Raw genomic sequence first — 26,089 nt, forward strand, 5'->3', positions numbered from 1 at the left:
GACAGATTAAGAATAATACTTTTCTTTAATCTTTTCTTTTTCATTCTGGTAATCTTCGCGTGCAGATTCTTTGGCTTCTGCTTTGGTATCGCCAGTGCCATATCCACGGATATGACAATCTCGATATTTACCTTCGTAAGCAGCATACCATGCAGAATATTTATTGCCAGGATCGCATTTTCCACATTCAACTAATTCCATGTATATCTCCTTTTTGGTTTCAATCCCCTTGCAGGGAAAAGTGAATAGCAACTTTACTGATTCACTCTCCGGGAATGCGACACCTCTTTCAGGACAATTTGAGTTTCAATTCCCCTGTAGGGAAAAGTGAATTGCGACGTGCCGCCACTGACCCGTTTGGCCACCCATCAGTTTGTAGGGTGTGTCGCTTGCAGACCATATTTGGAGCAAATCGAATATCTGGTAGCGACGCACCAAGCACCGAAATATTGCGATCGCACGTAATATCATTCCCAACACTTCTGAACGCAACAGTTACTCTTATGGGGGGTTAATTTTAAGGTACGTAGTTGCACTTCAGCGCTCTTTCCTGATATTTATAAAGAGCGCTGAAGCGCAACTACGTACCTTTTTTTTTATAAAAAACAGTCGGGAAGCGAAAAACTCAGAGTCTTTAGACCGCTCGATGAAAGCGACGCGGGCGGTTTTAACCGCCGTGAGTCTTTCTTAATTCTTAACATTTTTGGCAGTGTAAAAAGGGCAAAAGCTCTTATACTAAGCATAGTGGGATGGATACACAGGTGCAAACCTGAGAAGCAAATGCCTACCATACATTAAAGGTACGCGGGGACTCTCGCGTTACCAAGGGCTAAAAACCCTTAAACGCTTGAGGAGCTTGCCCAAAGGCAAGGATAGCAGCCCACCATTTTTTGGCAAAAGGATTGCGCCCAGGAACCCTAGCAATAGGGATATTAAGAACGAAATTTCTTAAGAATCTCAGTGTCTTTAGACCTGGGAGTGTCAATTAATGTAACAGTTGTGCAACTCCTGCCCAAATTCAGAATCGCAAATAATATAAGGTGCGTCGCGATGAGATTGTCTATCTTTGTTTAGGATTTTCGATCGCGACACACCCTATGAATGACTGTCAACTGTCAACTGTCAACTGTCAACTGTCAACTGCCTAATCGTCAATTTGCCATCCATCTTTGGTATAATCTTCATCCACAATCTTCTTCGGTCGCATCACCAAAACAACTCGCCCCAAAACTGACAACTGCGGGGATGTTTCAAACCATTGCAATTCTAGATTGCCAGCATTATCAACCAGGAAATAACTCTCAGCATCCCACTGTCTTTCGGCGCGATCGGCAATAATCAAAACTTCTTCAACTTTACCTTGCAACGGTACCGGCAGTCGATCGCTCATTTCCAAAACCGCCACCGGATCTTCCGCGTTCAAAATTACCTGCCATCCGGGAATCGCCACCCAAGCTCCGGCTCCCGAAAACTTTACCATGCGGAAGGGCTCGATTTCCTCCGGCAAAGGCACTGCCAGCAAATCTGACGTAGAAAGCGGCAATTTGCCTACAACCGGGACAATCCGAGGCAGTTGTTCCTCGGTATCGAGCCTGTAAACTGGTAAGCGGGGCGCTTCCTGCCTCGGAACTACGGTAAAATCGACCAGCAACTGCTCGATTTGCGCCCTAGCAGTTTGGCTGCTAGCTAATTTTAAACCGCGAGCAATTAAGCGCGATCGCTCTTGCAAATCGCTTTTCTGTCTCGCCAACTGCCAACACTGGTAAGCTACAGCATCCCCAGGAGTGTCTGTGAACCCCTGTGGGAGACTCCCGAAGTGCGAAAACTCCTTCATCGCCTTAGCAACTTGGCGGGAATCATCAACATCCAAATTGTGGGCCAACATCAAAGCTGCCGCTCCGGCTCGTTCTGCTTGCGAAAGAATCCGAAACTCGTATAAAATATCACTACCTTTCCGCAGAAAGTGCGATCGAACTTCCTCCGAAGCACCAGCATTGACCATGCTGGTGTAAACTTGTGCTGCAACGCCGACCTGATTTTGTTGAATAGGCTCAAAACCAGTTTGTTCAAAAATCTGCTGAGAGTTGCAGCCCGCTTGCAACAGTGCCGTGCAGGCTTGTCCCCACTCTACCCAGGTGCCTTCCTTGCGGCGGAGCGATCGAATTAACTTTTCCACATCCACAGCATCAGTGGAGGGTGCAGGTTTAGAAGGGGAAGAATCTTGCGGTGTATCAGTCATAATTGAATCAAAAACCAGCGTTGAGTTATGTGTAATTGGATACTAGCAAGGCTCGTGTCGCGGCAGAGCGATAGATTTATGGTAAGGGAGTTATGAGACTATTGTTACAGAATAGTTGCTCGCCTAAATTTACAAAGGGGAGTTTATCGTATTGTTATGGATAATGCCATTCCAGAGCTCGATCAAATTAAACGCCAGCTCATGACACTACACCGACCAAAAAAACCCAAAATGCTGGTAGTAGACGATGAACCAGACAATCTGGATTTACTCTACCGCACTTTTCGACGAGATTTTAACGTGCTCAAAGCTGAGAGCGGGATTCGCGCCTTGGAAGTCCTCGCCATTGAGGGCGAGGTCGCCGTCATCATTTCCGATCAGCGGATGCCAGAAATGAAGGGAACGGAATTTCTCAGCAAAACCGTGCCGCAGTTTCCGAATACGGTCAGAATTATCTTGACTGGTTTTACGGATATTGAAGACTTGGTGGATGCGATTAACTCCGGACAGGTTTACAAGTATATCACCAAGCCTTGGGACCCGAACGAATTGAAAATGGTGGTGCAAAAGGCGGCCGAGACTTATGAAGTTCTCAAGCAGCGGACTGAGGAATTGCATCGCGCCCAAAATCAAATACAACTGTTAGCAACCATCATGCAAACGGCTGTAGATTATCCAAGTTTGGAAGCAACTTTAGACCCAATTGCTACTGCTGTGAGCGATAACTTTTTGGCTGATACTTGTATTTTGCAATTGCTCGAAGGAACTGCTTTAATGCCGGTTCAAGGCACTCACACCAGCGGTAAAAGTGTGGAAAATTGGCTGGCAGATGACCCTCTGGTTTTAGAGGCGATCTCCTCTCAAGCTATTCAGGGTGCTGTGAATATTGCCAGCGACGCAGCCCTAGCGAGTCTGCCACACTACCAAAAATCGGGCATTCAAGCTCACTTGGCTGTTCCGGTGATTCACAAAGGTCGATCGATCGCCCTGATATCCCTTCAGTGGAAGCAACCTTGCTCCCTGCGTCCCGACGAACTCACAACAGTTCACCTCGCCGCTCAACAAGTTGCTTTGGTATTGACGAGTTTTCAGGGTGATTAATTAGTTGACAGTTGTTAGTTGGCAGTTGTTAGTTGACAGTTGACAGTTGACAGTTTTTAGTTGACAGTTGTTAGTTGTTAGTTGACAGTTGTTAGTTGTTAGTTGACAGTTGTTAGTTGACAGTTGGCAGTGGTCAGTTGTTAGTAGTCAACAGTCAACAGTTATTCGTAACAGAGAAATAACTAATAACTAATAACCAATAACTAATCACAAATAACTAATCACAAATAACCAATAACTAATAACTAATCACCAATGACTAATAACGCAGAAAAAATTAAAACTATATTTAATCGAATTGCACCAGTTTACAACCAATTGAATGACTGGTTAAGCTTGGGGCAGCACCGGATTTGGAAGCAAATGGCAGTGAAATGGAGCTGTGCGGGCCCGGGAAATACTTGTTTAGACTTGTGCTGCGGCAGCGGCGATATAGCATTGCTGCTGGCAAAACAAGCAGGGCCTACCGGTTCGGTATTTGGAGTAGATTTTTCTGCTGAACAACTGGCCGTTGCAGGTAAGCGCGATCGACCTTTTCTCACTCCTGCAAGTCCCATTACCTGGGTAGAAGCTGACGCCCTAAACTTGCCTTTTCCCGACAATTACTTCGACTGCGCCACCATGGGTTACGGCTTGCGAAACGTGACGGACATCCCCCGCAGTCTTCAGGAATTGCACCGCGTCCTCAAACCGGGCGCAAAGGCTGCTATTCTCGACCTCCACCGCCCCAGCAATTCCCTGATGCGGAGCTTTCAGCAGTTTTATCTAGATACTCTCGTGGTGCCAGTGGCTCAGCAATTTGGCATGACTCAAGAATATGCCTACATTAATCCTAGTTTAGAAAAATTCCCGATCGGCGAGCAGCAAGTCGCGATCGCCCGCCAAGCCGGATTTGCCACCGCCACCCACTATCCCATTGCCGGAGCTATGATGGGAGTATTGGTGTTAGTCAGTTGACAGTTGACAGTTGACAGTTGACAGTTGCTATTAGTTATTTGTTACTTGTTACTTGTTACTTGTTGTTCTAATTTCCAATAACCAATAACCAATAACCAATAACCAATAACCAATGCCCCATGCCCCATGCCCCATCCCTCCGCTTCGCTTCGCCCAATTCCCAATTTCCCAATAATTGATGAATCCCTCTGAACTTTGGCTGTTGTTAGCCCCGCCTGTAGTGGGAGGAATTATTGGCTATTTCACTAACGATATAGCTATCAAAATGCTGTTCCGCCCCTATCGAGCTATTTACATCAAAGGGCGGCAGTTGCCTTTCACTCCCGGTTTGATCCCCCGCAACCAAGAGCGCTTGGCTAAGCGAATTTCCGACACAATCATGGGTTCGCTGCTGACGCCGCAGGAACTGCAAAACTTGGCGCGCCGCCTCCTTCAAACTGAGCGGATGCAGTCAGTCATTCTCTGGCTGTTGCAGTTGGCCCTGGATCAAGTAAAGGCAGACACAGAGCAAAAAACTGCTAAAATTCTTGCTAACATTCTGCGAGACTTGCTCGGGGAATCTGTGCCGCGAATTCTCAAAGTTTTGGCGCGCCGGGAAGATTTTTTAGAAGCTCAGCTAAATCAAATTTTTGACCAAGTTTTGCTGGAAATTCAGCTAACAGAAGCTCAAGCTGGTCAGTTGTCTGATTGGCTGTTGCAGGTAGTAATACCGCCAGAAGTGCTGCGGCAGGCTTTGATTGACTTTTTGACCGATCGCAATATTTCGATCGTCGATGAAGGATTTCGAGAAAAAACCAGCGGCACTTATTGGGTAGTAGCCAATTTGTTTGGTTTACGCAACACTTTAACTCGGCTGCGGACTTTTTGTCTGGATGACAGACAAGTCACAAATCAGCGGTTAGCAGAATTAACTGTTTCTTTGGGAATTCGTGGGCGACTTCAGGAATGGCTGCAAAATTTGTCGATGCAAAACTTACCGGTTTCGACGGTGAGACAGTTGCGAAAAACTATGCGCGACAGCGTTCGCAGCTACGTTCAAGAGCGGGGCACAGAGGTACTTGATGGGTTGAGCAAATCTATTGACTGGGAAAATATTTCGCGGTTAATTCTCAATCGATTGCAAACTTCAGCGGTGATGAGCGCTTCCCTAGAAATTGTTAGCAAAGAACTGGCTTTGGTGTTAGATCGCTATCTGGAGCGGGATTTAGAAAATATTGTAGCTCAGGCTATCCCGATTTTGAATATCGACCAGGTAATTATCGATCGAGTAAAAGGCACTTCTCCCGAAGAGTTGGAGCTAGCTATTCAGGGAATTGTCAAAAGCGAGTTGCAGGGAATTGTAAATTTAGGAGGGATTTTGGGCGTTTTTGTAGGCTGTTTGCAGACAGTTGTGATGTTGATTCAACGATGATTTATTCCGGAACTTGTGAGATATTTGTTGTAGGTAAAGAAAACCGGGCGGTTGAAACCGCATCTACACAAACTTTCACGCGCCTCCGCGGGTTGAATACTGAGCGATTACAATTACGTTATTTTCTTCATTCCGCGGAGGCGTCCTGGGGTTTTTGTAGACGCGGTTTCAACCGCCGTCCCATCTTATTCTCTAAATTTATGCCAGCCCCAAATTCTGACGATCGCACTTTACTCCCAAAAAACCCGCGCAACCTCAGCCGCCAACAATACCAGCGTTTAACCGCAGAAATGGCTACTCCCTACCGGCCTCTACGACAGTTTGTGTACGTAGCTTGTGGCGCTTCGGGCTTTATCGGCGGCGTAGTTTTCCTCGCGAAAATTGCCTCGGGCCGAGAACTTGGCTCTGCTTTACCCAATTTTGCCCTCCAAGTCGGAGTCGTGGCTTTGATGGTGTTCTTGTTTCGTTGGGAGCAACGCGCCGAAGCCCGATCGGCGAAGTCGAAGTAACAAAGGTTTACAAATCTACACAAAAAGATACCTGAGGCAAGGAAAAGTTATAATTATAAAGAAAGTATTACGAAACCCTGGTTTGCGATCGATCCCTGTCATTATATGAAGGTGGGTTCAATTGGGGTCAGCAAATTTAAAGACCCTAATCATAAACCGCTTGTAACTCGTTCAATTGGGGTCAGCTTTCATAAAGACCCTAAACATATTAAATAAATTTCAGCCGATCGCCAGCCTTCACTTATAGAAGAGCTGGTGTTCGGCTTTGTGCTATGGGCGGGATATTGGGAAATATGTCAAAGTCAAAGTAGAACAAGATTTTGGGAGATTTTACTATGAGCAAGTCATTTTGCAAAGGGCGGTGGACGTTATTTTTAGCAGCAGGTTTGGGAATCGTGTTTTACAGCAGTGCCGCGGCGGCGGCCGAAAAGGTAGTGCTCAAATACAGTGCGATCCGAATGACTTTACCAGTCAGCGAATTAGAAATTTTTGCAGAAACTGGGAAAATGTCACCCGGGTTAGAAATGCTGCTGGGAAAGGCAAAAAAAGACCCGGAAGTGGTTCGCCGCAGTCTGATGAGACCGGTGAAAGTTAGTCAAAGCTTGTTGAATAGGACGCTCAACAGTAAAGTTGGGGAAATAATTCTCGATGAAGTGGGTCAGGTAATTCGCACTCCTTCTGGGAAAGCAAATCGAGAAGCTTTGCGCGAGGCCTTGGTGCTGTCGGCAACTAATGATAACGAGATTACGCTGCTGGAAGCTATGAAGAATTATCCTGCTCCAGAGGTTAATGTTGAGGGCGATCGCTTAGTTGAAGCTTACGGCAAACTTGTAGCTTTGTCTGAACAATTTGGTGGTGCTTCAGAACGGCTGCAAGACATTTTGAACAAGATTCGCCTGCCTAGACTGTAGGGGATTTTGTCAGCAGCGGTTGATTTGTGCGATCGCACAATAGACCTCTGGCAAAAAAACCTATGTAACAATTAAAGGCTTTGAGTTTTAGACCCCCAGAGCTAACTCATAATTGTAAAGTGCCGATCTAACCTGCAATCTGCTCCACTTAAGCCAAACCCTAGCTCGTAGCATAAAATTATTTTGCAACAGGTCTAATGTAATTGATTTTCTATTTCGTCCTAGTCCGATAGTAGCAAAATCGTTTCAAGAAGCCGGAGTTCCTAAAGATAAACTACTTTTAACGACAGAAGGTTGGTCGCCTCACAATTTCCCCTACGATACTGAGGCTTGGGTGGAGGGAGTGCGAAAATTATCTAGTTCTGATACATTTACGCGACATTTACCCGGCAATTGCCGGACAAAGTAACGATAGCACGCTTGATCCTCATAGGAGATAGAGGCGGTATCCCGCAAAGCTTTCAGTAATATACCTTTCATCACCATTGTAATCCCGTGGGATTGAGTAGCCACACTCAGGGCAAGTAAACACTTTAGAACCACCTAACTTTTGATGTAAGTGACCGCAATGGGTACAAGTTTTAGACGTGTATTCTTCTGTGACATCAATCACGCTGACGTTTCTGATATTTGCTTGATGTTTGATGGTTTGTTTGAATCTGTAATGGGCCCATGTCAACATGGCTCTAGCGGTTTTTGAACGAATCTTTCTTCGTGACCGGGCTACCATTTGGGAAGACTCAAAAGTTGGAAGAAATATGACTCGATAGTTGCTAGTTAAATAGCAAGCGGTTTGTTTTTGGCATTCGTCTACTAAATTCCGAATCCGTATTCTCATGCGATGAGCCGCTTGCCTCATCCGTTTTCGGCGCCGTTTCGTGGCTTGAGATATTCGGCTCATTAAGTTATCTAAGTGTTGGCACAGACGAGCTATTCGTCCCATGTCACCACCTCCAAACTCAAGGAATTTATTGCCATCAAATCCGGTCATAAATGTTCTCACCCCCGGATCTAATGCAATAATTCCTGTTGCTACCGTAGGCGGCAAAGTAACTGGCACAGGAAACACCCCAAACCAACGACCCTTGCAGTAGACTAACTGAGTACCTCGATCGCAATCAGGAATTACCTCAGAAGTATGATAGGTTAATCCTTTGGTTAAGGAAGGATACCAAGTGCCTGACCTGAAGTTTGAATCGTTAAACTTGATGGTTTGAGAGTAATCTCTGACGCTACGGAACTTGGCGTCTGAACTTGCCTTAAATGCTCGGTAAGCATCAAAAATAGCATTCTGCCTGATATGACAAGGTGTTTCTTTTACCCATTCTGGTAAATCACTTCGCATAACTGAATTACGCAATTCCAGCTTGCTTAATCGCTTTTTTCGCTGCATTGCTATTGCTTGGTTGAAACAATAACGACAGGCTGCTAGCCATTTACGCCAGACTTTATTTAATTCCTGACTTGGGTAAATCCTGAGCTTGTGAGATTTAAGATTTATACTTTCATCGAGAGTACAATCTACTACTCGCTCGGTGGAGGACTGCAAGCACGTCTTCAAGCATTTCTGGTTCTGGACTAAGGTTTGTTTGCTCCGGTACCAGGAGTTTACACCGGTTTTGCTCGGTATTCCATTGGCATTTGTCAAAGCCTCTTCTTGCCAATCGGTTTTTGTGGGCAACGACAACCATTCGGACATTTCATGAGAAGATTCGTTCCAATAGGGCAAGAAGCTTTTTGATTTTTCCTGTTTCTTCCCAACGTCGGAGATTTCTTTTTTTGACTCCAAGGATGGAGGAGGATGATGATTAGGGTGGGAGATACTTGACAATAGTTTTTTGTTCAACTTTTGTTTGATTGTATCAGATTGTCCGGCGATGTCTAGGTTATCTTTGATTTAGTTAGATCTCTCCCCTGCAATTTGAACTCCGAAGTTGAAAGTTAACTCCCATAGCATATTGGAGGGGATAGGGCGGAATTTGAGGTTAAATTTCACAAACTATGGCAATCTCTGGTTTTGCTACGCTCAGTAAGCCAAAGTTTCTAAAGTTTCCCGCAGATAGGATCGAACCTGCTGATCGATGGTGCAATTTTGCTGTTGACTCTCAAAATTGAGTTCTAGCTGCCAGCGTTGAAATCCTGAACTTGCTCCGATCGCGGATTTGAGACTGCCCCAGATTTCAGAATCTTCGCACAGCTCGATCGGCTCTGCGGCTTGAGGTTCTTGTGCGATCGGTAGATAATTCGCCATATTGTTATACCTCTGTTTTAATTCCCTGTAAGGATTGAAAGCTTACCTTGACTCTCTCTATTATAGATTCTTTTCTCCAAATAGCCAATATAAAATAGCCACAACCTGCGATTAAATATTAAATATTAAGATTATTAATAATCTCTATCTGAGCCGGAGCATTACCTATTTTTTCACAGCATACATCTGTCGAAAATAAAGTAGCTTAAACTACAATTATGTCGATATTAATGTTTTATTTCACTTTTCGATCGACTGTTGGGTTAGGGATGTAGGGCCGTTGGTGTCCGCAGGTTCTGAGTTGACTGTACTGCTGGATGACGCATTCTTGATGCCTTCGGCTGGTGGGATTGAGTCTGCGGCTGCAGTCGGATCGACAGTTGTCTCGCCCGCAAAAGTTGGCAAAAGTCGATCGACTTGCCAAGGTGCGATCGTAAAATCCTGCCTAATGTTTTCTAATACATGAGGCTTTGTCGCTGCAAATTCTGATTCCGGCGTCAGCAAAACAGCCATCACACTAGCAGACACCTGCAAAAACAAATTGCTAGCTAAAAAAGCAGCAACTGCCAACAACAATCCAGCCCACCGCCAGGAAGGAGGAAACGGAGCCACCCCAGCAGCGAGGGGAGCAAATCGATATAGCTGCCACAAAATTACTGCCAGCAAAACAGCGATAAAAAGAGCAATTCCTTGATTTAATTTAGTTTTAAACCGAGTCAGCATCTGCTGCTGCACAGAAGTTAAATTCTGCGGTTTCACGGCCACGACTAAAATACTAAAAATGTAAAAAGGGCGGAACCATTGCATCCACAGCACAGGAACAATACCTGCTACAGCCACTAAAAACACTTCTAACCAGACAGAGAGCGTGGGAGAACCCACTGCAAGTCCCAGCAAGCACAGTCCCAGGAAAAGCGGCAATGCAGCCACCCCAGAAAGGTGAATCCACAAGAAAGGATCTGACCAAAAAGAACGCACTTTAATTAATTATTAGTTATGAATTAGGAGTTTTGAATCTTGGATTTTGAGATTTTGAGATACACTCTTGACTCTGAAATCCGATGCGAGGAGTAAATATTTAGCTATCAAACCGAGGACTTACAAGCAGAAATCTGGTTTATTTCGGTAATTCTTATTTGAGCGAGCAAATTTTCAATTTTAAGCAAGGGTAAAGACGATTAGGAAGTTCTTAATTCTTTCTTCTTTCTTCCGAATTCACGCTTGACTTATTCCTTCTTCTTTCGGTCAACTGTCAACTGTCAACTGTCAACTGTCAACTGTCAACTGTCAACTGTCAACTGTCAACTGTCAACTGTCCGATGAGTTTGGGAGTATTGAGTGAAGAGAATAGTTGGGAGCGATCGGCAATGCAAGTTGCCTTCACTCAAAAATTCTCTTCCAACTCAACACTCACAACTCAAAACTATTGAGATAGCGTGCGGCGCTTAGTAACCATCCGGTAGGCTTCAATAATATCGCCTTCCGCCCAGTCGCTAAACCCGCTCAAGGAAATACCGCATTCATAGCCAGTATTGACTTCCTTGGCATCTTCCTTCATCCGTTTGAGGGAGTCAAGGACACCTTCGTAAACGACATTGTTGCCCCGGCGCACCCGCACCTTACAGTTGCGGATGACCTTGCCTTCGAGTACGTAACATCCAGCCACAGCCCCGCGACCGATCGCGAAGACAGCGCGCACTTCCACCTTACCCAGAGGTTCTTCCACCAGTTCGGGTTCCAGCAGTCCTTCCATCGCCCCTTGAATATCATCCAAGAGTTTGTAGATGATGCTGTATTCCCGCACGTCTACGCCCGCTTGGTCGGCTGCTTGGCGAGCGCCGGTGGCGAGAGTAGTATTGAACCCGATAATCACAGCATTACTAGCTGCGGCCAGGTCAATATCCGTTTCTGTGATTTCCCCAGGAGCAGATAGCAGCAATCGGAGTTGAACTTCTTTTTGAGGAAGTTGGGTCAGAGAACCGACAATGGCTTCCAGGGAGCCTTGGACATCTGCCTTCAAGATCAAGTTGAGTTCCTTAAGAACGCCTTCCTTAGCTTGTTGAGAGAAGCCACTGAGGCTGATCCGACCACCTTGAAGTAGACGCGAATCTCTTTGGGATGTAGCTCTTCCGCTTGCGATCGCCGCTGCTTCTTTTTCGTTAGCGAAGACATCAAACTCATCTCCAGCTTGCGGTACTTCCCGCAACCCCAGCACTTCCACAGCGAAGGATGGACTTGCTTGGTCTACGCGATCGCCGCGATCGTCGATCATCGCCCGCACCTTGCCCAGAGCAGAGCCTGCGACCACAATATCGCCCACTCGCAGCGTGCCATTTTGCACCAGCAGAGTTGCCACAGGCCCCCTTGCCTTGTCGAGGTGAGCTTCAATTACAGTACCCTTAGCCGCTCGGTTCGGGTTAGCGTTGAGGTCTTCCATTTCCGCGACTGTCAGAATCATTTCCAACAGCGTATCGAGGTTTTCCCCTCGGATAGCGCTGACTGGAACCATCGTCACATCGCCGCCCCAGTCATCTGCGACCAAGCCGTACTCAGTAAGCTCTTGCTTCACCCGTTCCGGCTGAGCGCCCTCCTTGTCAACTTTATTGATAGCCACGACAATTGGCACTTTCGCCGCTTTCGCGTGGCTGATAGCTTCAATTGTCTGGGGTCGCACGCCGTCGTCCGCCGCCACCACCAAGATGGCAATGTCTGTCACCCGCGTACCGCGAGCCCGCATAGCTGTAAAGGCTTCGTGACCGGGAGTATCCAAAAATACCACCTGCTGGCTCTTGCCTTCGTGTACCACATCCACGTGGTAAGCACCGATGTGCTGGGTAATACCCCCAGCTTCTCCCTGAGCGACCTTGGTTTTGCGGATCGAGTCTAGCAAAGTAGTTTTGCCGTGATCCACGTGGCCCATAATCGTTACCACTGGCGGACGGCGCTGGAGGTATTCCAAATCTGCCTCATCGATCATCTCGATGATTTTGGTAGCTGGCTCTTCTATTTCTGGGGTTTCTACCTCTACGCCCATTTCTTCGGCTACCATTCTCACCGCTGGAATGTCCAGGGTTTCGGTAATGTTGACCGCAATACCTTTAGAGAACAGCCTCTTAATAATTTCGGTTTCGGGAACAGCCAAAGTAACTGCTAGTTCTTGAACGGTCATCGGTCTGCTCAGCAGCAGCTTTTCTGGACGTTCTACCTTAGCTTCGGCTGTTTTGCCGCGGTTGCCGCGTCCCCCGGAAGAACCAGAAGAGCTTTTATCGTGAGAAGGGCCCGGTCTCTTATTTTTGCCGCTGCTACCGGGTGCGCCCGGAGTTGGTGTTGACTTTGGTGCTGCTTGTGTCTTCGCCTTAGCTGGGCGGGCTAGAGACAGGCTGACGGTGACTGGTGCTGGCAGATCCAAGCCATTTTCTAAGTCATCGTCATCCTCGTCTATGGGTTTGAGGCGACGATTTTTGGCCTTGGCTGCTTTGGCAGCTTTGGCAGCATCTGAGTTTTCGTCATCATCTTCTTCCCAAATGACCTGTGTCTTTTTGGCTGGCTTTGGCAGAGTCGGCTTGGGAAGGAGAAGAGTATCCAGCAACAACGACGTATCGTCTCCGTCATCGTCTGCGTCTTCTCCGGTGGCAGAAATGTCACCGCCCCGGCTACGCAACCCAGCGGCTGACGTTGCGGGGGCAAGGCTCCGGCGCGGGCCGCCCTGCTGGGGTCGATCGGCAAGTGCTGTTTTCACTGGCCCACCAGCACCTGGGCGAGGTCTTTGAGCGTCGCTACCGGATGGTGCAGGTCTGCTGGGGCGGCTCGGTTTCGCCGGCGCTTCCAGAGTTTCTCCCTGTTCTGATTGGTCTTGATCGGTTCTGGCCAGTTTCAGTACCGGCTTGTTTCCCAGAGTTTGTGGGTTGCGACTAGCCGACTCCGATGCCCCTCTGACTGGTGGCGACGTGAGTTTTGCTCCGGGCGGCGCTGGAGGGGCGACCGGCGGGCGGGGTGTACGTTCTGGAGCCTTTTCCGACGGCGGTTGAGGTGCCACAGGCGATTGAGTCTGGGAAATTGTTTCCGGGGCGATCGCACCTACAGTTTCCGAGCTTGTTTCTGAAGCTGCCGCCGATCCACCGACATTTGGCTTCGAGAGTACAGGTCGATTGATATTTGGTTTAGCTGGAGGCTGGAGTTGTTGAGAGGCGGGCGATTTTGGAGGAGTGGCCACGGTGGCCCCAGGCTGGTTTTTTTGCTCCTCGTTGCCTGCGGGCTGGGACGAAGCACCAGCCGGCCGTACTTTTGGACTGCGTATTTCTAAAATTTGCTGCTTTTTTTGTTGGTCGTTAGGATGAGGGCCAGATTCTCTAGATGGCGCTGCTGCTCTTTCGGGGGGAGCTGGCTTGCCGGGGGTAGAGTGGCTGGCTACGTATTTTTCCGCCGTTTTGCGAATGCGCTCTGCTTCAGATTCTGTAATTGTGCTGCTGTGGCTCTTTACTGAAATATTGAGCCGTTCGCAAACTGCCAAGATGTCTTTATTATCCAAATTTAGTTCCCGTGATAATTCGTAAATTCTTACTTTGCCGTTGTTCATCCACTCTGCCCTCTTTTGTGCCAACCAGTTTTTACATTTTGATTTTTTGTTCTAATGACGACATCATTCGCTGTGATTGATTCAGTGTCAAGAATCGGGGTTTTGGTACTCGCTCAGCAATTTTATCTAAAAGATGCAATTCGCTGAAGTCTGCGGTTGGAGAATTCTCAAGTTTTTTTTGGGAAAGCGAGAACTGTCTAGTCTGAATTTTGGCAACTGCCACAAATCAATCTTTAAAGTTTGTCTTTCCACCTTGAGGATACCTCTGCTAGTACCCTACCCTTATCTAATCTGACACAAATCTTTCCAGACTGGTGGGCAGATCGGATCGGGGTTTTAGAGCTGGCGCTACCGGTAATTACTGGTAGGGCTGCCAAGAGGGTTTATACAGTCGAGGCCGAACTATTGTCGGTTTGGTGCCCGATCGATTCCGAGTCAGATGTACAGTCAGATGTGGCTAAACGCTGCCAAAGTGTTTGGTACAGTTCGTCAGACACAGGCGCTTTGAGCGATCGCCCAAGTCGATTTTTTTTCTGAGCTGCTTTGAGGCATTGGCTCGCCGGACAAAGGTAAGCGGAACGACCGAGGCCGCGATCTAATTGTACCTGATGAGAAGGATAGAGCCTGACTACTCGCCAAAAAGCTTCCTTAGGAGCTATTTTTCGACAACTTGTGCAACACCGGTAGTTCGGTTTCATTTCTAGTGATTCGGGGAGAGTTGAGAGAGTGGGAGAGGGGGGGAATAGGGGAATTGTCCTCCTTGTCTCCCGTGCCAGAAACATAAAAGTGAATGTCACAGTGTTTAGACTGTGGCTGCGGTTTCGTCCGTGGCTGGCTCCTCTTGCTCAAATTCTGCCGTTTCCTCGTCGCCGTCGTAGCCGGATCCTTCCTCTTCGTCGTAGTCGTCGCCTGCTAGTTCTTCGAGCCTGCTTGCTTCTGCTGCCAGTTTGATGTCTTCGGCGTCGCGATCGTACTTAGCAATATCTTTGATATCGATTTTCCAACCTGTCAGGCGGGCTGCGAGGCGGACGTTCTGACCTTCTTTACCAATGGCAAGACTCAGTTGGTCTTCCGCGACCAAAATGTGAGCGCGCCTGCCTTCTGGGGCAACCAAACGCACTTCATCTACTCTAGCCGGACTCAGAGCGTTAGCAATATAGGTTGCAGGATCTGGAGACCAGCGGATCACGTCTATTTTTTCGCCGCGCAATTCGTTGACTACTACCTGAATTCGCGATCCCCGCGCTCCGATGCAGGCTCCTACCGGGTCTACATCGCGATCGAGAGTATCTACTGCTATTTTAGTCCGAGGGCCGACGTGCCGGGAGGGCGGATTTGCCTCCCTAGCTACGGCGACAATCCTCACCACCCCATCTTCTATTTCTGGTACTTCGTTAGCAAACAGGTAAACCACCAAACCGGCGTCTGCTCTAGAAACAAGTAACTGCGGCCCTCTAGTAGAACCTTCGCCTACTTTTTTGAGATAAACCTTGAATGTAGCGTTCGCACGGTAATTGTCGTTGGGCAACTGTTCGCGTTTGGGGAGTTCGGCATCTACTTCCGGCTGACCGAAGCTGCTGGTAACTGCCAAAATTACCGACTGCCTCTCAAACCTCAGCACTCTTGCTTGAAGAACAGTTTCTTCTAAATCTTTAAACTCTTCTTGAATCATTTTGCGCTGTTGGTCGCGCAGTTTTTGAGCCAGCACTTGTTTGGTTTGGATCGCTGCCATGCGACCAAATTCTTTTTGATCTGGTGTTACATCTACGAGTACGATGCTCCCAGGCTGAGCTTCCGTGGCTACTTCTTGTACTTCAGAAAGTGCTATTTCGTGATCGGGATTGACGACTTCTTCGACAATAGTTTTGTTAGCTAAAACGCGAAAACCTTCTTGTTCTGCGTCTAATTCTACATCAAAATTGTCGAAGTATTCTTCGCTGAAGTGGTCGAGTTTTTGGGTGCGGCGGTAGCGTTCGTATCCTTTAAGCAGGGCTTCTCGCAATGCTGCTTGGACGGCGTGTTTGGGTAAATTTCGCTCTTTGCTAATACCTTCGATCATTTCTTTGAGTCCGCGCAAGGGAACCATTGACATATAAAACACTCCTTTGTTTGATGGGACAATACGTAACTTGTAATTGGAAATAGATCGATTGGTGATTGACAGCAGGTAATAGTTTAAAAAAGTGATAACTGATGATTGATGAGTTACAAAGATAGCATTAGGGTATCTCGGTGCTGCAACAATTTATTGTTGTTCTACTTCAACCCTGTGGCTAAAGATGTGATTCTTAAAAATTAACTCGCAGCGAAGCATTTTTAGCTTCCTGCGAGGCAATCTCAAAACTCAAATCGGGCAGACAAGGGGTACTGCCCCTACAACTCAAAATTCAAAATTTCCCTTTTTTACTCTTTACCTTCGTCTAGTTCAACTTTGACAATCTGGGGGCGGGGAATTTTAACCTGTCGCCCTTTTAGATTGAGATAAACCGTTGTTTCATCCCTGCCCACAAGTAGTCCTTTCCACTCTTTGATTCGCGAGTCGGGTTCGGTGGCTGTGAGTGTGACGGGGAAACCTTTAAAAGTAATGAATTCTCGATCGCTGCTGAGCAATCGGGATATTCCGGGACTGGAAATCTCTAGCACGTAGGCGTCGGGGATGATGTCGGATGCGTCTAACTCGACTTCCAGGGCTGTGCTCATCCGCTCGCAGTCGGCTAAACCCGTGTCTTGCTGGACGTTACGGATGTCTACCCGCAAGACGGGAGGATTTTGGTTGGTGTGAAACACTGCTCCCACTACTTCCAATCCCAGTGTTTCTGCAACGGGGGTAGCTAAGTCAATGATTTGTGGGATTAGGGGATGAGTCATATCGAATACTTAAACTAAAACTCCTGAACTCGGACAGGGCAATGAAAAATCAGTTGTTGAGATTGCTTTGTTTCGATCGGCCAAAAAAAACGGAGACCAGCCCCGGCAGGGCCCTCGGGCTAGGTCCAAAATTTTAGACTCTAGTTCAAGCTCCCAGATTCACCGAGGTGCAAGTAAATCTCAAATCTCAAATCCTTCGACAGTTCAACCTCGTGCCGAAGTCTCGAATCTCAAATCGACCGATCTGGTTTTTGACCGCTAGATATGAGTGTTTTACGCTCAAATTGATTCGTGGAATGAAGAAAAAGATGTCAGATTTTCAAGCCCGACGATGAGCTTGTGGGGTTTAAATTCTGCCTTCTACTTTCTGCTTTCTACCTTGGGATGACTTGATTTCGTCGCCCGCGGCCCTTGGTTTTCAACTTGCAGGTGTGATGCCTTAAGCTGTTTGGCTGCGACTCATGCAACAAAAAAAGTGGGTTCGACCCACTCCTAGGTGAAACAGTTTCTTCCAAGAAGTTTGAGGGCTACTTTCGATCGAAGGGAGGCCTCGCTACTCAGTTTAGCTCGATCGCCCGTCCAGTGACAAATCACCTTCGGAACAAGCCCATTTGCGAAGTGGGGCATTGGGCATGGGGCATTGGGCAAAGAGGGCATTGGGCATTGGGCATCGGGCATTAGTTCCCCAACTGTCAACTGTCAACTGACAACTGAAAGAAAGAAAGAGGGCGGGCCCGCACCATCCACCGCCCCTACAACAGGCCAACTGTCAACTGTCAACTGTCAACTGTCAACTGTCAACTGTCTAACGCGGTGCTATCCGTTGCAGTTGTTTAGCTTGTTCTAAAATTTTCTCGAAGTCTTCTTCGCTCAACCGCTGGATGTAGTTGATTTTGAACTCTTCTAGGAAGTCGCACAATAGCAATTGTATTTCTTGCCAGGTTTGCTGCTGTTGCAGTTCGGCCCCTAAAGCTTGCCCGAAATGTTGGACTAGCTGGCTTGATAGTTTGGTACCTACGGGGTCTTCGCTGGCGATTTTAAAGGCTTCGTAGGCATCTTGGGGGCCGAGGGTGACTAATTTCGAGAGTTCTGCAACTAATTGCTCTGCTAGCTGTGCGGGGAGGTTTCCCAGTCCGGGTACTTGCTTCCATCCTTGATAGAGAGGGGATTGTTTGAGAAATAATTCTATGTTGTAGCGGAGGAGGGCTTCTAAGTCGGGTTGGAGTTGGGGCAGGACTTTGTAGACGGTGATTTGGACGAGATGGGTGGCGATCGCTTCTATTTCATTGATATTGTTGATATCTAGATAGCGTTGTTTTTGCGATTTAAATAGTTGACGGGCTAGTTCGCCTGTGGTAATTGATTGTTGCATCTGGTTGATCAGCTGAATTACTACTACTTCGGTCAATTCTTGGGCGAAGTTGGCGACGAAACCCCGGCTGATTTGGGTGCGTATGGGTTGGAGGTCGGGCATTTTGGCTTGGTGGATGCGAATTGTGACGGGTAATACTCGCAACAGGCGCCAGAAGGGAAGGAACAGAAAGATGTCGTACCACCGCCAGAGCATGGCTGCTCGCCAACTGACACTGCGGTGGCGGCGGCTGATGAAGTAGGTGCGGGCTAGAAATTCGATCGCGAATATGGCAATAAATGGCAGGTCGATTTGCCAGAAGTTGTCTGTAAATTCCCCATTTTCACCGATCGTGCGGTAATAGTTGGTGGCGATTAACGGCTTGATTTTGGCGTCAAACCAAGTGATTTCTTGTTGCCAGCCTTTTTTGTTTAAATACTCTTGGCTCCAGAATGTTTTGAATGATTGTTTGGCTGATTGCTGCGGATTCGGCGTGCGATCGCGCATCCGGTCTTTAATTTTTTCTAAGGTGCCACTTTTTGATGCTAATCGAAACGGATCTTCGTCGATCGTGTTCGCGCTCAGAGTGTTTATTTCTTCCAATTTGGCTGCTACTTGAGGAGAGGACAAGCCTGTTTGCACTACTTGATTTTTTAATTCTGCTAAGGTTTCTAGATATTTCTGGGTGTCTCGGTGGGGTTTAATTCCTTTGAATGGGTCGTATATTTGGGTGAGAACCGGTAGTTGCCGGAAGTAGAAATCTCGGGAGGTAACATAAGTCATATCAAATAATACTAGGCTTAAATTTCCTAGTGCGACCAGTGCAATGAACCGCTCGAACCAGGGTACTTTCGGTGATTCTTTGCGGGAGTCTTGAGTTTGAGATGGCTGTAGTTTTGGTGTCACTGGCATTTCCTAAATAAGTAGACGGAGCGAAATAAATGTAACTGGTAATAGCTGGAAAAAAGGAAACAGCTTAAACTGGCTAACTGTCGGGTTGCGATCGGATTGCGATCGAGTAAGCTAGTATTTATTTGAACCAGGGGAAAGTTGGGTAGTTTGGGATTGTTGATTTTGCCGGGTTGAGTAAAATTTTATACTTGTAAAATATTAAGGTCGATCGAACTTAACGGTAGCTGCTGCTCCCGTTAGTTTGGTTCTCTCTGGCAATAAAATTATATCTCAGGCAGAATCCTAAGTTGTTTTTCGGCGTTGCAGAGCTAACTGGGCTGGTAATAAATTACTATTTTTGTTTAATCTGCTGGCTGTTTGAGGGCTAAATCAAATCTCTTGCGTCGATCGCAGTTTAAGGTTAGATTTGGACTTCGAGTTTGAGGTCAAACCCTCAAGAGAGGTATACTTGCTCAGGGGCAGTCTGCCGAGGGCGCTTCCGAGCAAGTGCGAGGGTTCTGCAACCTCCCTAAGGTTCGGGATCTCGCTTGCACAAAAACCAGCTAGCGATCGGACTCTTGAATAAAATAACCGAAGATCGAGCCCGCCGGGCCCGAAAGCTTCAGACACGGGTTCAAGTCGGCAGCGGTTTCAAGCGCCTTGAATATTTATTGACATCTCGAAGTGCAATATATTGAGAATCAAAAAAATGTCTAGTTATGGCTGCCAGCAAAACTTAATTAGTTCCGATTCTCATCTGAGAGCGATTTTAGAGTTTGTATGTGGTGAGTCAAACAAGCTAGCAAATTGTGCCATTTACTATGGACGACAGTTATATTTCAAGACTAGGAAGATTCCCGGAAAATACGATTTCCATAAAATGTTCAAGTCAAACTTGCATTTTAAAGCTCTGTACTCTCATGTCGCACAGCAAACTCTAACCAACGTCGCCGAATCTTTTAGTTCATACATTGGACTGCTGAAACGAATTGGATCTGGAACGGTAACGCAACATCCAAGATTGCCGGGATACAGAAAAGACTCTCTTAAATTGGTCACATTCTCCAAGGCTGATGTCAAATTAAAAAATGGAATGCTGCGCTTCCCATTGGGAAGTAAAGTCAAGCTTTGGTTAGGAATTAGTGAGTTATTTCTGCCCCTGAGTATAATTTTGTTCGCATTTTGTTAATATATGACATACTGCCTTAATCTCGATTGCCCAAAAGACAAGCGTCAGAACCCACCAGGCACAAAGTATTGTCTTAATTGTGGTTCCAAGCTGTTGCTAAAAGACCTTTATGCAGCAACCGAACCGCTGCGCGACGGAGGATTTGGCAGGACTTTTCGAGCTGTCAATCATGGAAAATTTGAGGAACTTTGCGTTATCAAACAGTTGTCGCCACCGCAGGAATTTCAGCGGAAGCCGGCTCATTTTAAAAAATATGTCCGACTGTTTGAACAAGAGGCAAGAAGGCTTTACGAACTGAAGCACCCACAAATTCCTCAGCTAATTTCTTATTTTGAGGAAGATGGGCGATTGTATTTGGTGCAAGAGTTTATTGATGGGAATAATTTAAAGGATGAGTTAGAAAAGTACGGTGCTTATAGCGAACTTAAAATTAGGGAACTGCTATTAGATTTGTTGCCTTTGCTGAATTTTGTTCACGAGCGCAATGTAATTCACCGGGATATTAAGCCTGAGAATGTGATCCGCCGCAATCGCGATCGCAAGTTGGTGCTGATAGATTTTGGGGTTTCCAAACAGGTAGTAACTGATGCTCCAACCAAAACGGGTACTAAGTTGGGAACTCCGGGTTATGCGGCGCTAGAACAGCGGCACGGTAGGGCTGTTCCTGCTAGCGACCTTTATAGTTTGGGGGTGACTTGCATTCGCTTGCTGACTTCTGTGATGCCTTATTTGGATATCTACGGGGACATTCACGATGACCTTTACGACCCGCTCGAAGGTCGCTGGCTTTGGAGGGAGGCTTTGCCGAAAGGAACAAAAATTAGCCAGGATCTAGGTCAGATTTTGGATAAGTTGATTCAGGAATATGTCAAAGACCGCTACAAGTCTTCTCTGGAAGTTTTTGAGATTTTAAAACCTGCTGCTGTTGTTGTTCCACCAGATTCTAAGTTGCAGCAGGCAACTGTTCTTAGTCCTTCTTTGCCGACTCAACCTGTAACTAAAAATCCGATTGTTTCTGTGAATTTAGAGTCGGAAAAAGGGATTGATTATTCTCAGTTGGAAAGGCTGCTGGCTGCTAAAAATTGGCGTGGTGCTGATGAGGAAACTTCTGTGAAAATGCTGGAAGTGATGCAGCAAGTTTCGAGGGGTTATTTGAGTGAGGAAGATATTAGGAAGTTTCCCGCTAAGGATTTGCAGACGATTGACCAACTTTGGGTGCGACACAGTCACCGGAGGTTCGGTTTTTCTGTACAAAAGGGTTTTTGGGTCAAGTCGGGGGGAAAGGCTGGTGTTTATGATGCTGATGTTTGGGAGAAGTTTGGCGATCGAGTGGGCTGGCGAGTTAACGGTCAGTGGGTATACTATTCTGAACTGAATTTTAGTTCTAAGGCAATGCCTGGACATTTGCCGGGAGGGACTGTTTTTGGGTGGGAAGGTGGGGTTTTGTGTGGTGTTTTGGGCTTGGGTGGGATCTGGTTTCTGCTGTCGCGGCGAGATTTGTAGTCATTAGTCATTAGTCATTAGTCATTAGTTAGTAGTGATTGGTTATTGGTTATTGGTGGTTTGTTATTTTTAATTCTCGATTCTCAATTCTCTATTGCCTATTACCATAAATGAGGTGTTATGTATGAATTTTATAAAAAAAAGAGAAAAAGTAAGATATAGCCTTTGTCAAAAAGATGAGGTATGACTGACAGCTTATATCACCACTAAACTAATAAACTAAGAAGGGCTCGCATCCCAACAACATACCTCATCTTTCTGAGAACTGTTGTATAATCACAAACTATTTTTTTGTGATATGTTTTGAGTGAAGGGCAAGTTTATCAAGCTACAGACCAGTCCCGAGCCGTAGAAAAGTATGAGGACGGGCTTTAGCTCCAATTTACTAAGGAGATTTCTTTATTATGTTGCAAGAAAAACGTCTCAAGCCGTGGACTGTAGTTCGATCGCTTCCGAATGTGGAAAAGGTGGTTGTGGGTCAGTTTCGTAGTTGGTCTGATGCAGACGGTCACTTGCAAATTCTGAAGCGGATGGTTCCTGCCGATCGGTTAACTGTTGTGTTCGATCCGGTAGTTCCAGCGTGATGTCGCTGCTAAATTGATCGGCGTGCTGCGATCGCCCGATCTGTGCGATCGCCTCTTTTTTTACATAAAAATTTACAGAAAATATTACAGAAAATATTACAGAAAAATTGCGATCGCACGCGCGGGCGATCGCAACTAAAATCATTGTCGTTAACTGCGACGAATTTCAGTAACTTGGTCGGCAACATCCAAAATTGCTGGCGGCATCGAAGGCCCAGTCAAAATAATATCCAAATCGTGGGGCTTGCTGTCAATCAATTCGAGCACTTCTGTCTCCCGAATCAAACCTAAATTCACCGCCAAACTCAACTCGTCGAGAATAACTAAGGCGTAACTACCGGAGAGCACCGCATTTTGAACGTACTCCCACAATTGTGCGATCGATCGCGTTTCGATCTCATCTAAATCGGCATTCTCAATGCAGCGGGGCAAATCGCACCGCACCCAATCTAAATTTTGCCCGAGTCGCACGGGATGTTGATGCCCTTGATTGATTCCCCCTTTGAGGAACTGCACGGCCAACACCGGAGATCCCTGTCCTGCAATTCTCAGGGCTTGAGCCATAACATTGGTAAAAAAGCAGCGGTGCGGGCCTGTAAAAACTTGCACCAGCCCTTTAACTGTGTAGGGCAAGCTGTGGGTCAAATTGAGTTTAGGGGTTTGTAACTGAGCAACCATAGGGCAATATTTAATTAGTAACTAAGTCTTGACTGCTGCTCCGAGCTGGACATGGCTGGAGCCTGCTTAACAATATATAGTGTACTTGGCCGATCGCAGATCCGATCGAACGCTAGATATACAAATTGTCAAAAGCTCGCGGCAGTAGCATTCGGAGCCGTCAATTAGATTTTGAACTCAAGCAAGCACTTGTGCAGAAGCCTGCTTTTTTAGCGAAATATAGCAGGGAAACCGACAGTTATGAAGTTATATATCCAAAAACCCAGGCGATGAGAGTCTTGGTGGCTCCAGGATTGTCAATAAAACGTATAGATCGCATAGAATTTGAATGTCGTGGCACTAGGAGCAGGCACTGTGAGATTGGTGATTCTGGGAGGGCCAGGAGCGGGAAAGGGAACTCAAGCACAACTATTGTGCGACAATTTGAGCATTCCTTTGCTGGCAGTAGGGGACATTCTGCGTGCGGAAATCGCAGGTGAGACAGACTTGGGCAAGTTGGCCGTGTCTTATGTGGAAAAAGGCGAGTTAGTTCCCGATGAAATTTTGATTCGATTTATCGGCCGCCGGCTGCTGCTGTGGGATGTTTTTAATGGGTGGGTGTTGGAGGGATATCCGCGAACGTCTTTTCAAGCTGAGGAATTGGATTTTTTGTTAGAGGATTTGGCGCAGGAGATAGATTGGGCAGTTTGGCTGAAAGTGCCTACTGAGGTGTTGCTGAGTCGATCGATCGAACGCGATCGATCGGACGATGAGCCGGAAATTTTGCAGCGCCGGCTCGATTTGTACGAGGAACGCACTATGCCGATTTTAGAGTATTACGAACATCGGAACAAGCTGTTAACTATCAATGGCGATCGATCTCCCGAAGAAGTGCAGCAGGATATTCTTAAAATGGTTAATAGTTAGTTGTTAATAGTTAGTTGTTATTTATTGATCGATACCCAATGCCCAATGCTCAAGTAGTGTCAAGTTAAGACTGAAAGCCTTGATAAATCTCGTTTTTACCTGAGTCTCGGATCCCCCTAAATCCCCCTTAAGAAGGGGGACTTTGAGTAATTTCTTGTCCCCTACTTGTAGGGGCGGTGCCAAGAGTGCCCGCCCTCTTGGCTAGGGGGGATTTAAGATAAATTTCGTTTTTACCTGAGTCTAGATCCCCCTAAATCCCCCTTAAGAAGGGGGACTTTGACTGCACTCTTGTCCCCCCCTTCTTAAGGGGGGCTAGGGGGGATCTAGGTTTAATAGTTAAACCGCAGTCTGTGACTGGGTTAGAAGTTAAATTGACACCAATTCCCAATTCCCAATTCCCCATTCCCCATTCCCCATTTTATGTCTATAAAACGTGCCGATGGCCGACTACCAAATCAACTTCGTCCGATTAGTTTCGATCGCGAATTTACGAAATTTGCCAGCGGTTCGGTGCTCGCAAAAAGCGGCGACACTCAGGTACTGTGCAGCGTGACGATTAAACCAGGAGTGCCTAGATTTCTGGAGAATACCGGAAAAGGCTGGCTGACTGCCGAGTACCGAATGTTACCGGGGGCTACGCCGCAGCGACAAGAGCGGGAATTTATGAAATTATCGGGGCGCACTCAAGAAATTCAGCGGTTGATTGGCCGGAGTTTGCGATCGTGCTTGGATATGGAACTATTAGGAGAGCGAACGATTCTGGTCGATGCTGATGTTTTGCAGGCGGATGCGGGGACTCGCACGACTTCTATTAATGGCGCGTTTGTGGCTGTGGCTGATGCTTTGAATAAGTTGGTGCAAAAAGGTGATTTAGAGCAGTCTCCTTTGATTCGTCAAGTAGCTGCCGTATCTGTGGGACTTTTGGAAAACGAGCTATTTTTAGATTTGAATTATCTGGAAGATGTGGCGGCGGAAATTGATTGTAATGTGGTGATGAATGGAGATTTGAATATTATTGAAATTCAGGGAACTGCGGAGGAGGGAAGTTTTAGTCGGAGTCAGTTGAATCAAATTTTGGATTTGGCAGAAACTGGGATTCAGGAATTGTTGGAGGCTCAGCGGCAGGCTTTGGGTTAGTAGGTGAATCTAATTCAACTTAAAATTTTTAGGCTAAACTGAGGGGAATCTAAACTTGACAGTCAAGTTAGATAATATTCTTGTGGACTAGGTGTCCCACCCGCCCAAAAATACAAGGTTAAATCTAAAATCTACTTGACTTTAGCATAGATTATAAATAAACTAGAAAATAACTACCATTGATGATTCAGTACATTTTTGATTATGACGCAATTTATCAAATCTGATTTAAAATCTCTAAATCCTGAACAAATAAAACTAATATTTAAAAATATCAATCTGGTCAATGTCGATTTTTTTTTACCTGATACGCAAAAAATGATAGATCAGATTTACAGTTTTCTGCAAAATCATACCGAGTCAGCAAAAAGCCTTAAAAAGATTGATGATCGAGACATTATAGATTGTTGGCAAGACTACATGACCTCTCTTTTAAATAAGACCAAGGTGAAAGACGATAGTTTAAATAGGCAAAAAAAGCTGATTTTATCAGAAATTTATAAGATTCATGCAGTCACTGAAGTAAGCGATCAATTAGCAGCGATCGCACGCAATATTTTACTGTTTGTGTTCCAATCATTAGGAGAGAAAGAAAAACAGCAATTAATTAAAAAAATTCAGGAAGAAACTTCTATGAAATATCATTTTAAACTAACGGATGACATCTTAAATAAAGCCTTGATAGAAGCCATTTTAAATGGTTTTGCTCCGGCTGCTTTGGGCGCTTCACTGCCGATAATAACTGGTCTACTATTTAATTATTTATCACACGGTTTCCTATTCACTGTTGTATTGCCCACAGTTTTAGGTGTTTTGGGTATAAACTTGGCTGGATTTACAGGGAGTTTAGCAGCTATATCAGGCCCGATTGGATGGGGAATTGCTGGAGGCGTTGGTTTGGTAGCGACATCATTAGCAAGTTATAAGTTTGTCAAACAGAGAAATGAAATATTATTGATGATGACAATACTTTCTATTTATACTTGTACATATCAAAATCGACTACCCATGTTAACAGGAAAATAAG

Annotated in this window: 21 protein-coding genes and 1 pseudogene; 9 read left to right on the forward strand and 13 right to left on the reverse strand. The window is 46.2% G+C overall.

Annotated elements, in window-relative coordinates; all coding sequences use genetic code 11:
* Positions 1-6: 6 nt before the first annotated feature.
* Positions 7-201, reverse strand: coding sequence for a hypothetical protein (locus QZ938_RS01185; RefSeq protein WP_293148615.1), 195 nt, complete (start codon positions 199-201; stop codon positions 7-9).
* 943 nt (positions 202-1,144) lie between these two features.
* Complete coding sequence (locus QZ938_RS01190) at positions 1,145-2,239, reverse strand: RuBisCO accumulation factor 1 (RefSeq protein WP_293346491.1); 1,095 nt, start codon at positions 2,237-2,239, stop codon at positions 1,145-1,147.
* Between the two features lie 156 nt (positions 2,240-2,395).
* Between QZ938_RS01190 and QZ938_RS01195 the strand changes: the two genes are divergently transcribed.
* From QZ938_RS01195 to QZ938_RS01215, 5 genes are all read left to right on the forward strand, one after another.
* The gene (locus QZ938_RS01195; protein WP_293346488.1) at positions 2,396-3,340 is read left to right on the forward strand and encodes a response regulator; all 945 of its coding nucleotides are present in this window, start codon (positions 2,396-2,398) and stop codon (positions 3,338-3,340) included.
* Positions 3,341-3,595: 255 nt separating this feature from the next.
* Positions 3,596-4,297, forward strand: a complete 702-nt coding sequence (gene ubiE, locus QZ938_RS01200) for a bifunctional demethylmenaquinone methyltransferase/2-methoxy-6-polyprenyl-1,4-benzoquinol methylase UbiE (protein WP_293148622.1) — start codon at positions 3,596-3,598, stop codon at positions 4,295-4,297.
* A gap of 178 nt (positions 4,298-4,475) precedes the next feature.
* A complete protein-coding gene (locus QZ938_RS01205) occupies positions 4,476-5,708 on the forward strand; it encodes a DUF445 family protein (protein ID WP_293148624.1) in 1,233 nt (410 codons plus the stop codon).
* 200 nt (positions 5,709-5,908) lie between these two features.
* A complete protein-coding gene (locus tag QZ938_RS01210) occupies positions 5,909-6,217 on the forward strand; it encodes a DUF3493 domain-containing protein (RefSeq protein ID WP_293148626.1) in 309 nt (102 codons plus the stop codon).
* Between the two features lie 335 nt (positions 6,218-6,552).
* The gene (locus QZ938_RS01215; protein WP_293346485.1) at positions 6,553-7,128 is read left to right on the forward strand and encodes an alpha/beta hydrolase; all 576 of its coding nucleotides are present in this window, start codon (positions 6,553-6,555) and stop codon (positions 7,126-7,128) included.
* Between the two features lie 427 nt (positions 7,129-7,555).
* On the opposite strand, the gene QZ938_RS01220 is transcribed toward QZ938_RS01215, so the two are convergent.
* From QZ938_RS01220 to QZ938_RS01260, 9 genes and pseudogenes are all read right to left on the reverse strand, one after another.
* A complete protein-coding gene (locus tag QZ938_RS01220; protein WP_293363054.1) occupies positions 7,556-8,629 on the reverse strand; it encodes a transposase in 1,074 nt (357 codons plus the stop codon).
* Positions 8,619-8,921: pseudogene (locus tag QZ938_RS01225) on the reverse strand (hypothetical protein). The gene QZ938_RS01220 and the pseudogene QZ938_RS01225 overlap by 11 nt, the downstream one beginning before the upstream one ends.
* A 233-nt stretch (positions 8,922-9,154) precedes the next feature.
* Positions 9,155-9,379 carry a hypothetical protein gene (locus QZ938_RS01230; RefSeq protein WP_293148632.1) on the reverse strand — a complete coding sequence of 75 codons (225 nt, stop codon included), beginning with the start codon at positions 9,377-9,379 and terminating at the stop codon, positions 9,155-9,157.
* Between the two features lie 240 nt (positions 9,380-9,619).
* Complete coding sequence (locus tag QZ938_RS01235; RefSeq protein ID WP_293148634.1) at positions 9,620-10,357, reverse strand: low-complexity tail membrane protein; 738 nt, start codon at positions 10,355-10,357, stop codon at positions 9,620-9,622.
* A 445-nt stretch (positions 10,358-10,802) separates the two neighbouring features.
* Complete coding sequence (infB, locus tag QZ938_RS01240; RefSeq protein ID WP_293330162.1) at positions 10,803-13,955, reverse strand: translation initiation factor IF-2; 3,153 nt, start codon at positions 13,953-13,955, stop codon at positions 10,803-10,805.
* 383 nt (positions 13,956-14,338) lie between these two features.
* Positions 14,339-14,653: a YlxR family protein gene (locus tag QZ938_RS01245; RefSeq protein ID WP_293148638.1), complete on the reverse strand. Its 315-nt coding sequence runs from the start codon at positions 14,651-14,653 to the stop codon at positions 14,339-14,341.
* Positions 14,654-14,757: 104 nt separating this feature from the next.
* Positions 14,758-16,047, reverse strand: coding sequence for a transcription termination factor NusA (gene nusA, locus QZ938_RS01250; RefSeq protein ID WP_293148640.1), 1,290 nt, complete (start codon positions 16,045-16,047; stop codon positions 14,758-14,760).
* A gap of 311 nt (positions 16,048-16,358) precedes the next feature.
* The gene (gene rimP, locus QZ938_RS01255; protein WP_293148642.1) at positions 16,359-16,823 is read right to left on the reverse strand and encodes a ribosome maturation factor RimP; all 465 of its coding nucleotides are present in this window, start codon (positions 16,821-16,823) and stop codon (positions 16,359-16,361) included.
* A gap of 805 nt (positions 16,824-17,628) precedes the next feature.
* Positions 17,629-19,080 (reverse strand): hypothetical protein, encoded by a 1,452-nt coding sequence (locus QZ938_RS01260; RefSeq protein ID WP_363318750.1) that lies wholly within the window; start codon positions 19,078-19,080, stop codon positions 17,629-17,631.
* Between the two features lie 1,177 nt (positions 19,081-20,257).
* Here QZ938_RS01260 and QZ938_RS01265 point away from each other — a divergent pair.
* Complete coding sequence (locus tag QZ938_RS01265) at positions 20,258-21,757, forward strand: GUN4 domain-containing protein (RefSeq protein WP_363318749.1); 1,500 nt, start codon at positions 20,258-20,260, stop codon at positions 21,755-21,757.
* Between the two features lie 423 nt (positions 21,758-22,180).
* Here QZ938_RS01265 and QZ938_RS01270 read toward each other — a convergent pair whose 3' ends face one another.
* Together QZ938_RS01270 and QZ938_RS01275 are read right to left on the reverse strand one after the other, a co-directional pair.
* Complete coding sequence (locus QZ938_RS01270) at positions 22,181-22,486, reverse strand: hypothetical protein (RefSeq protein ID WP_293346479.1); 306 nt, start codon at positions 22,484-22,486, stop codon at positions 22,181-22,183.
* Positions 22,487-22,491: 5 nt separating this feature from the next.
* Positions 22,492-23,019 carry a P-loop NTPase family protein gene (locus tag QZ938_RS01275; protein ID WP_293148653.1) on the reverse strand — a complete coding sequence of 176 codons (528 nt, stop codon included), beginning with the start codon at positions 23,017-23,019 and terminating at the stop codon, positions 22,492-22,494.
* A gap of 354 nt (positions 23,020-23,373) precedes the next feature.
* On the opposite strand from QZ938_RS01275, the gene QZ938_RS01280 reads away from it, so the two are divergent.
* The 3 genes from QZ938_RS01280 (at position 23,374) to QZ938_RS01290 (ending at position 26,088) form a co-directional block, all read left to right on the forward strand.
* Positions 23,374-23,925, forward strand: a complete 552-nt coding sequence (locus QZ938_RS01280; protein WP_293346914.1) for a nucleoside monophosphate kinase — start codon at positions 23,374-23,376, stop codon at positions 23,923-23,925.
* 420 nt (positions 23,926-24,345) lie between these two features.
* Positions 24,346-25,062, forward strand: a complete 717-nt coding sequence (rph, locus tag QZ938_RS01285; RefSeq protein ID WP_293346477.1) for a ribonuclease PH — start codon at positions 24,346-24,348, stop codon at positions 25,060-25,062.
* Between the two features lie 204 nt (positions 25,063-25,266).
* Positions 25,267-26,088 (forward strand): hypothetical protein, encoded by an 822-nt coding sequence (locus QZ938_RS01290; RefSeq protein WP_293346474.1) that lies wholly within the window; start codon positions 25,267-25,269, stop codon positions 26,086-26,088.
* Position 26,089: the final 1 nt, after the last annotated feature.

Source organism: Microcoleus sp. CAWBG27, assembly GCF_020883145.1.
GTDB lineage: Bacteria > Cyanobacteriota > Cyanobacteriia > Cyanobacteriales > Microcoleaceae > Microcoleus.

Excerpts from the sequence above, each read along its gene's own strand:
- QZ938_RS01185 (WP_293148615.1), bottom strand. The coding sequence starts at position 201 with ATGGAATTAGTTGAATGTGGAAAATGCGATCCTGGCAATAAATATTCT.
- QZ938_RS01190 (WP_293346491.1), bottom strand. The coding sequence starts at position 2,239 with ATGACTGATACACCGCAAGATTCTTCCCCTTCTAAACCTGCACCCTCC.
- QZ938_RS01195 (WP_293346488.1), top strand. The coding sequence starts at position 2,396 with ATGGATAATGCCATTCCAGAGCTCGATCAAATTAAACGCCAGCTCATG.
- ubiE (WP_293148622.1), top strand. The coding sequence starts at position 3,596 with ATGACTAATAACGCAGAAAAAATTAAAACTATATTTAATCGAATTGCA.
- QZ938_RS01205 (WP_293148624.1), top strand. The coding sequence starts at position 4,476 with ATGAATCCCTCTGAACTTTGGCTGTTGTTAGCCCCGCCTGTAGTGGGA.
- QZ938_RS01210 (WP_293148626.1), top strand. The coding sequence starts at position 5,909 with ATGCCAGCCCCAAATTCTGACGATCGCACTTTACTCCCAAAAAACCCG.
- QZ938_RS01215 (WP_293346485.1), top strand. The coding sequence starts at position 6,553 with ATGAGCAAGTCATTTTGCAAAGGGCGGTGGACGTTATTTTTAGCAGCA.
- QZ938_RS01230 (WP_293148632.1), bottom strand. The coding sequence starts at position 9,379 with ATGGCGAATTATCTACCGATCGCACAAGAACCTCAAGCCGCAGAGCCG.
- infB (WP_293330162.1), bottom strand. The coding sequence starts at position 13,955 with ATGAACAACGGCAAAGTAAGAATTTACGAATTATCACGGGAACTAAAT.
- QZ938_RS01245 (WP_293148638.1), bottom strand. The coding sequence starts at position 14,653 with ATGAAACCGAACTACCGGTGTTGCACAAGTTGTCGAAAAATAGCTCCT.
- nusA (WP_293148640.1), bottom strand. The coding sequence starts at position 16,047 with ATGTCAATGGTTCCCTTGCGCGGACTCAAAGAAATGATCGAAGGTATT.
- rimP (WP_293148642.1), bottom strand. The coding sequence starts at position 16,823 with ATGACTCATCCCCTAATCCCACAAATCATTGACTTAGCTACCCCCGTT.
- QZ938_RS01265 (WP_363318749.1), top strand. The coding sequence starts at position 20,258 with ATGACATACTGCCTTAATCTCGATTGCCCAAAAGACAAGCGTCAGAAC.
- QZ938_RS01270 (WP_293346479.1), bottom strand. The coding sequence starts at position 22,486 with ATGATTTTAGTTGCGATCGCCCGCGCGTGCGATCGCAATTTTTCTGTA.
- QZ938_RS01275 (WP_293148653.1), bottom strand. The coding sequence starts at position 23,019 with ATGGTTGCTCAGTTACAAACCCCTAAACTCAATTTGACCCACAGCTTG.
- rph (WP_293346477.1), top strand. The coding sequence starts at position 24,346 with ATGTCTATAAAACGTGCCGATGGCCGACTACCAAATCAACTTCGTCCG.
- QZ938_RS01290 (WP_293346474.1), top strand. The coding sequence starts at position 25,267 with ATGACGCAATTTATCAAATCTGATTTAAAATCTCTAAATCCTGAACAA.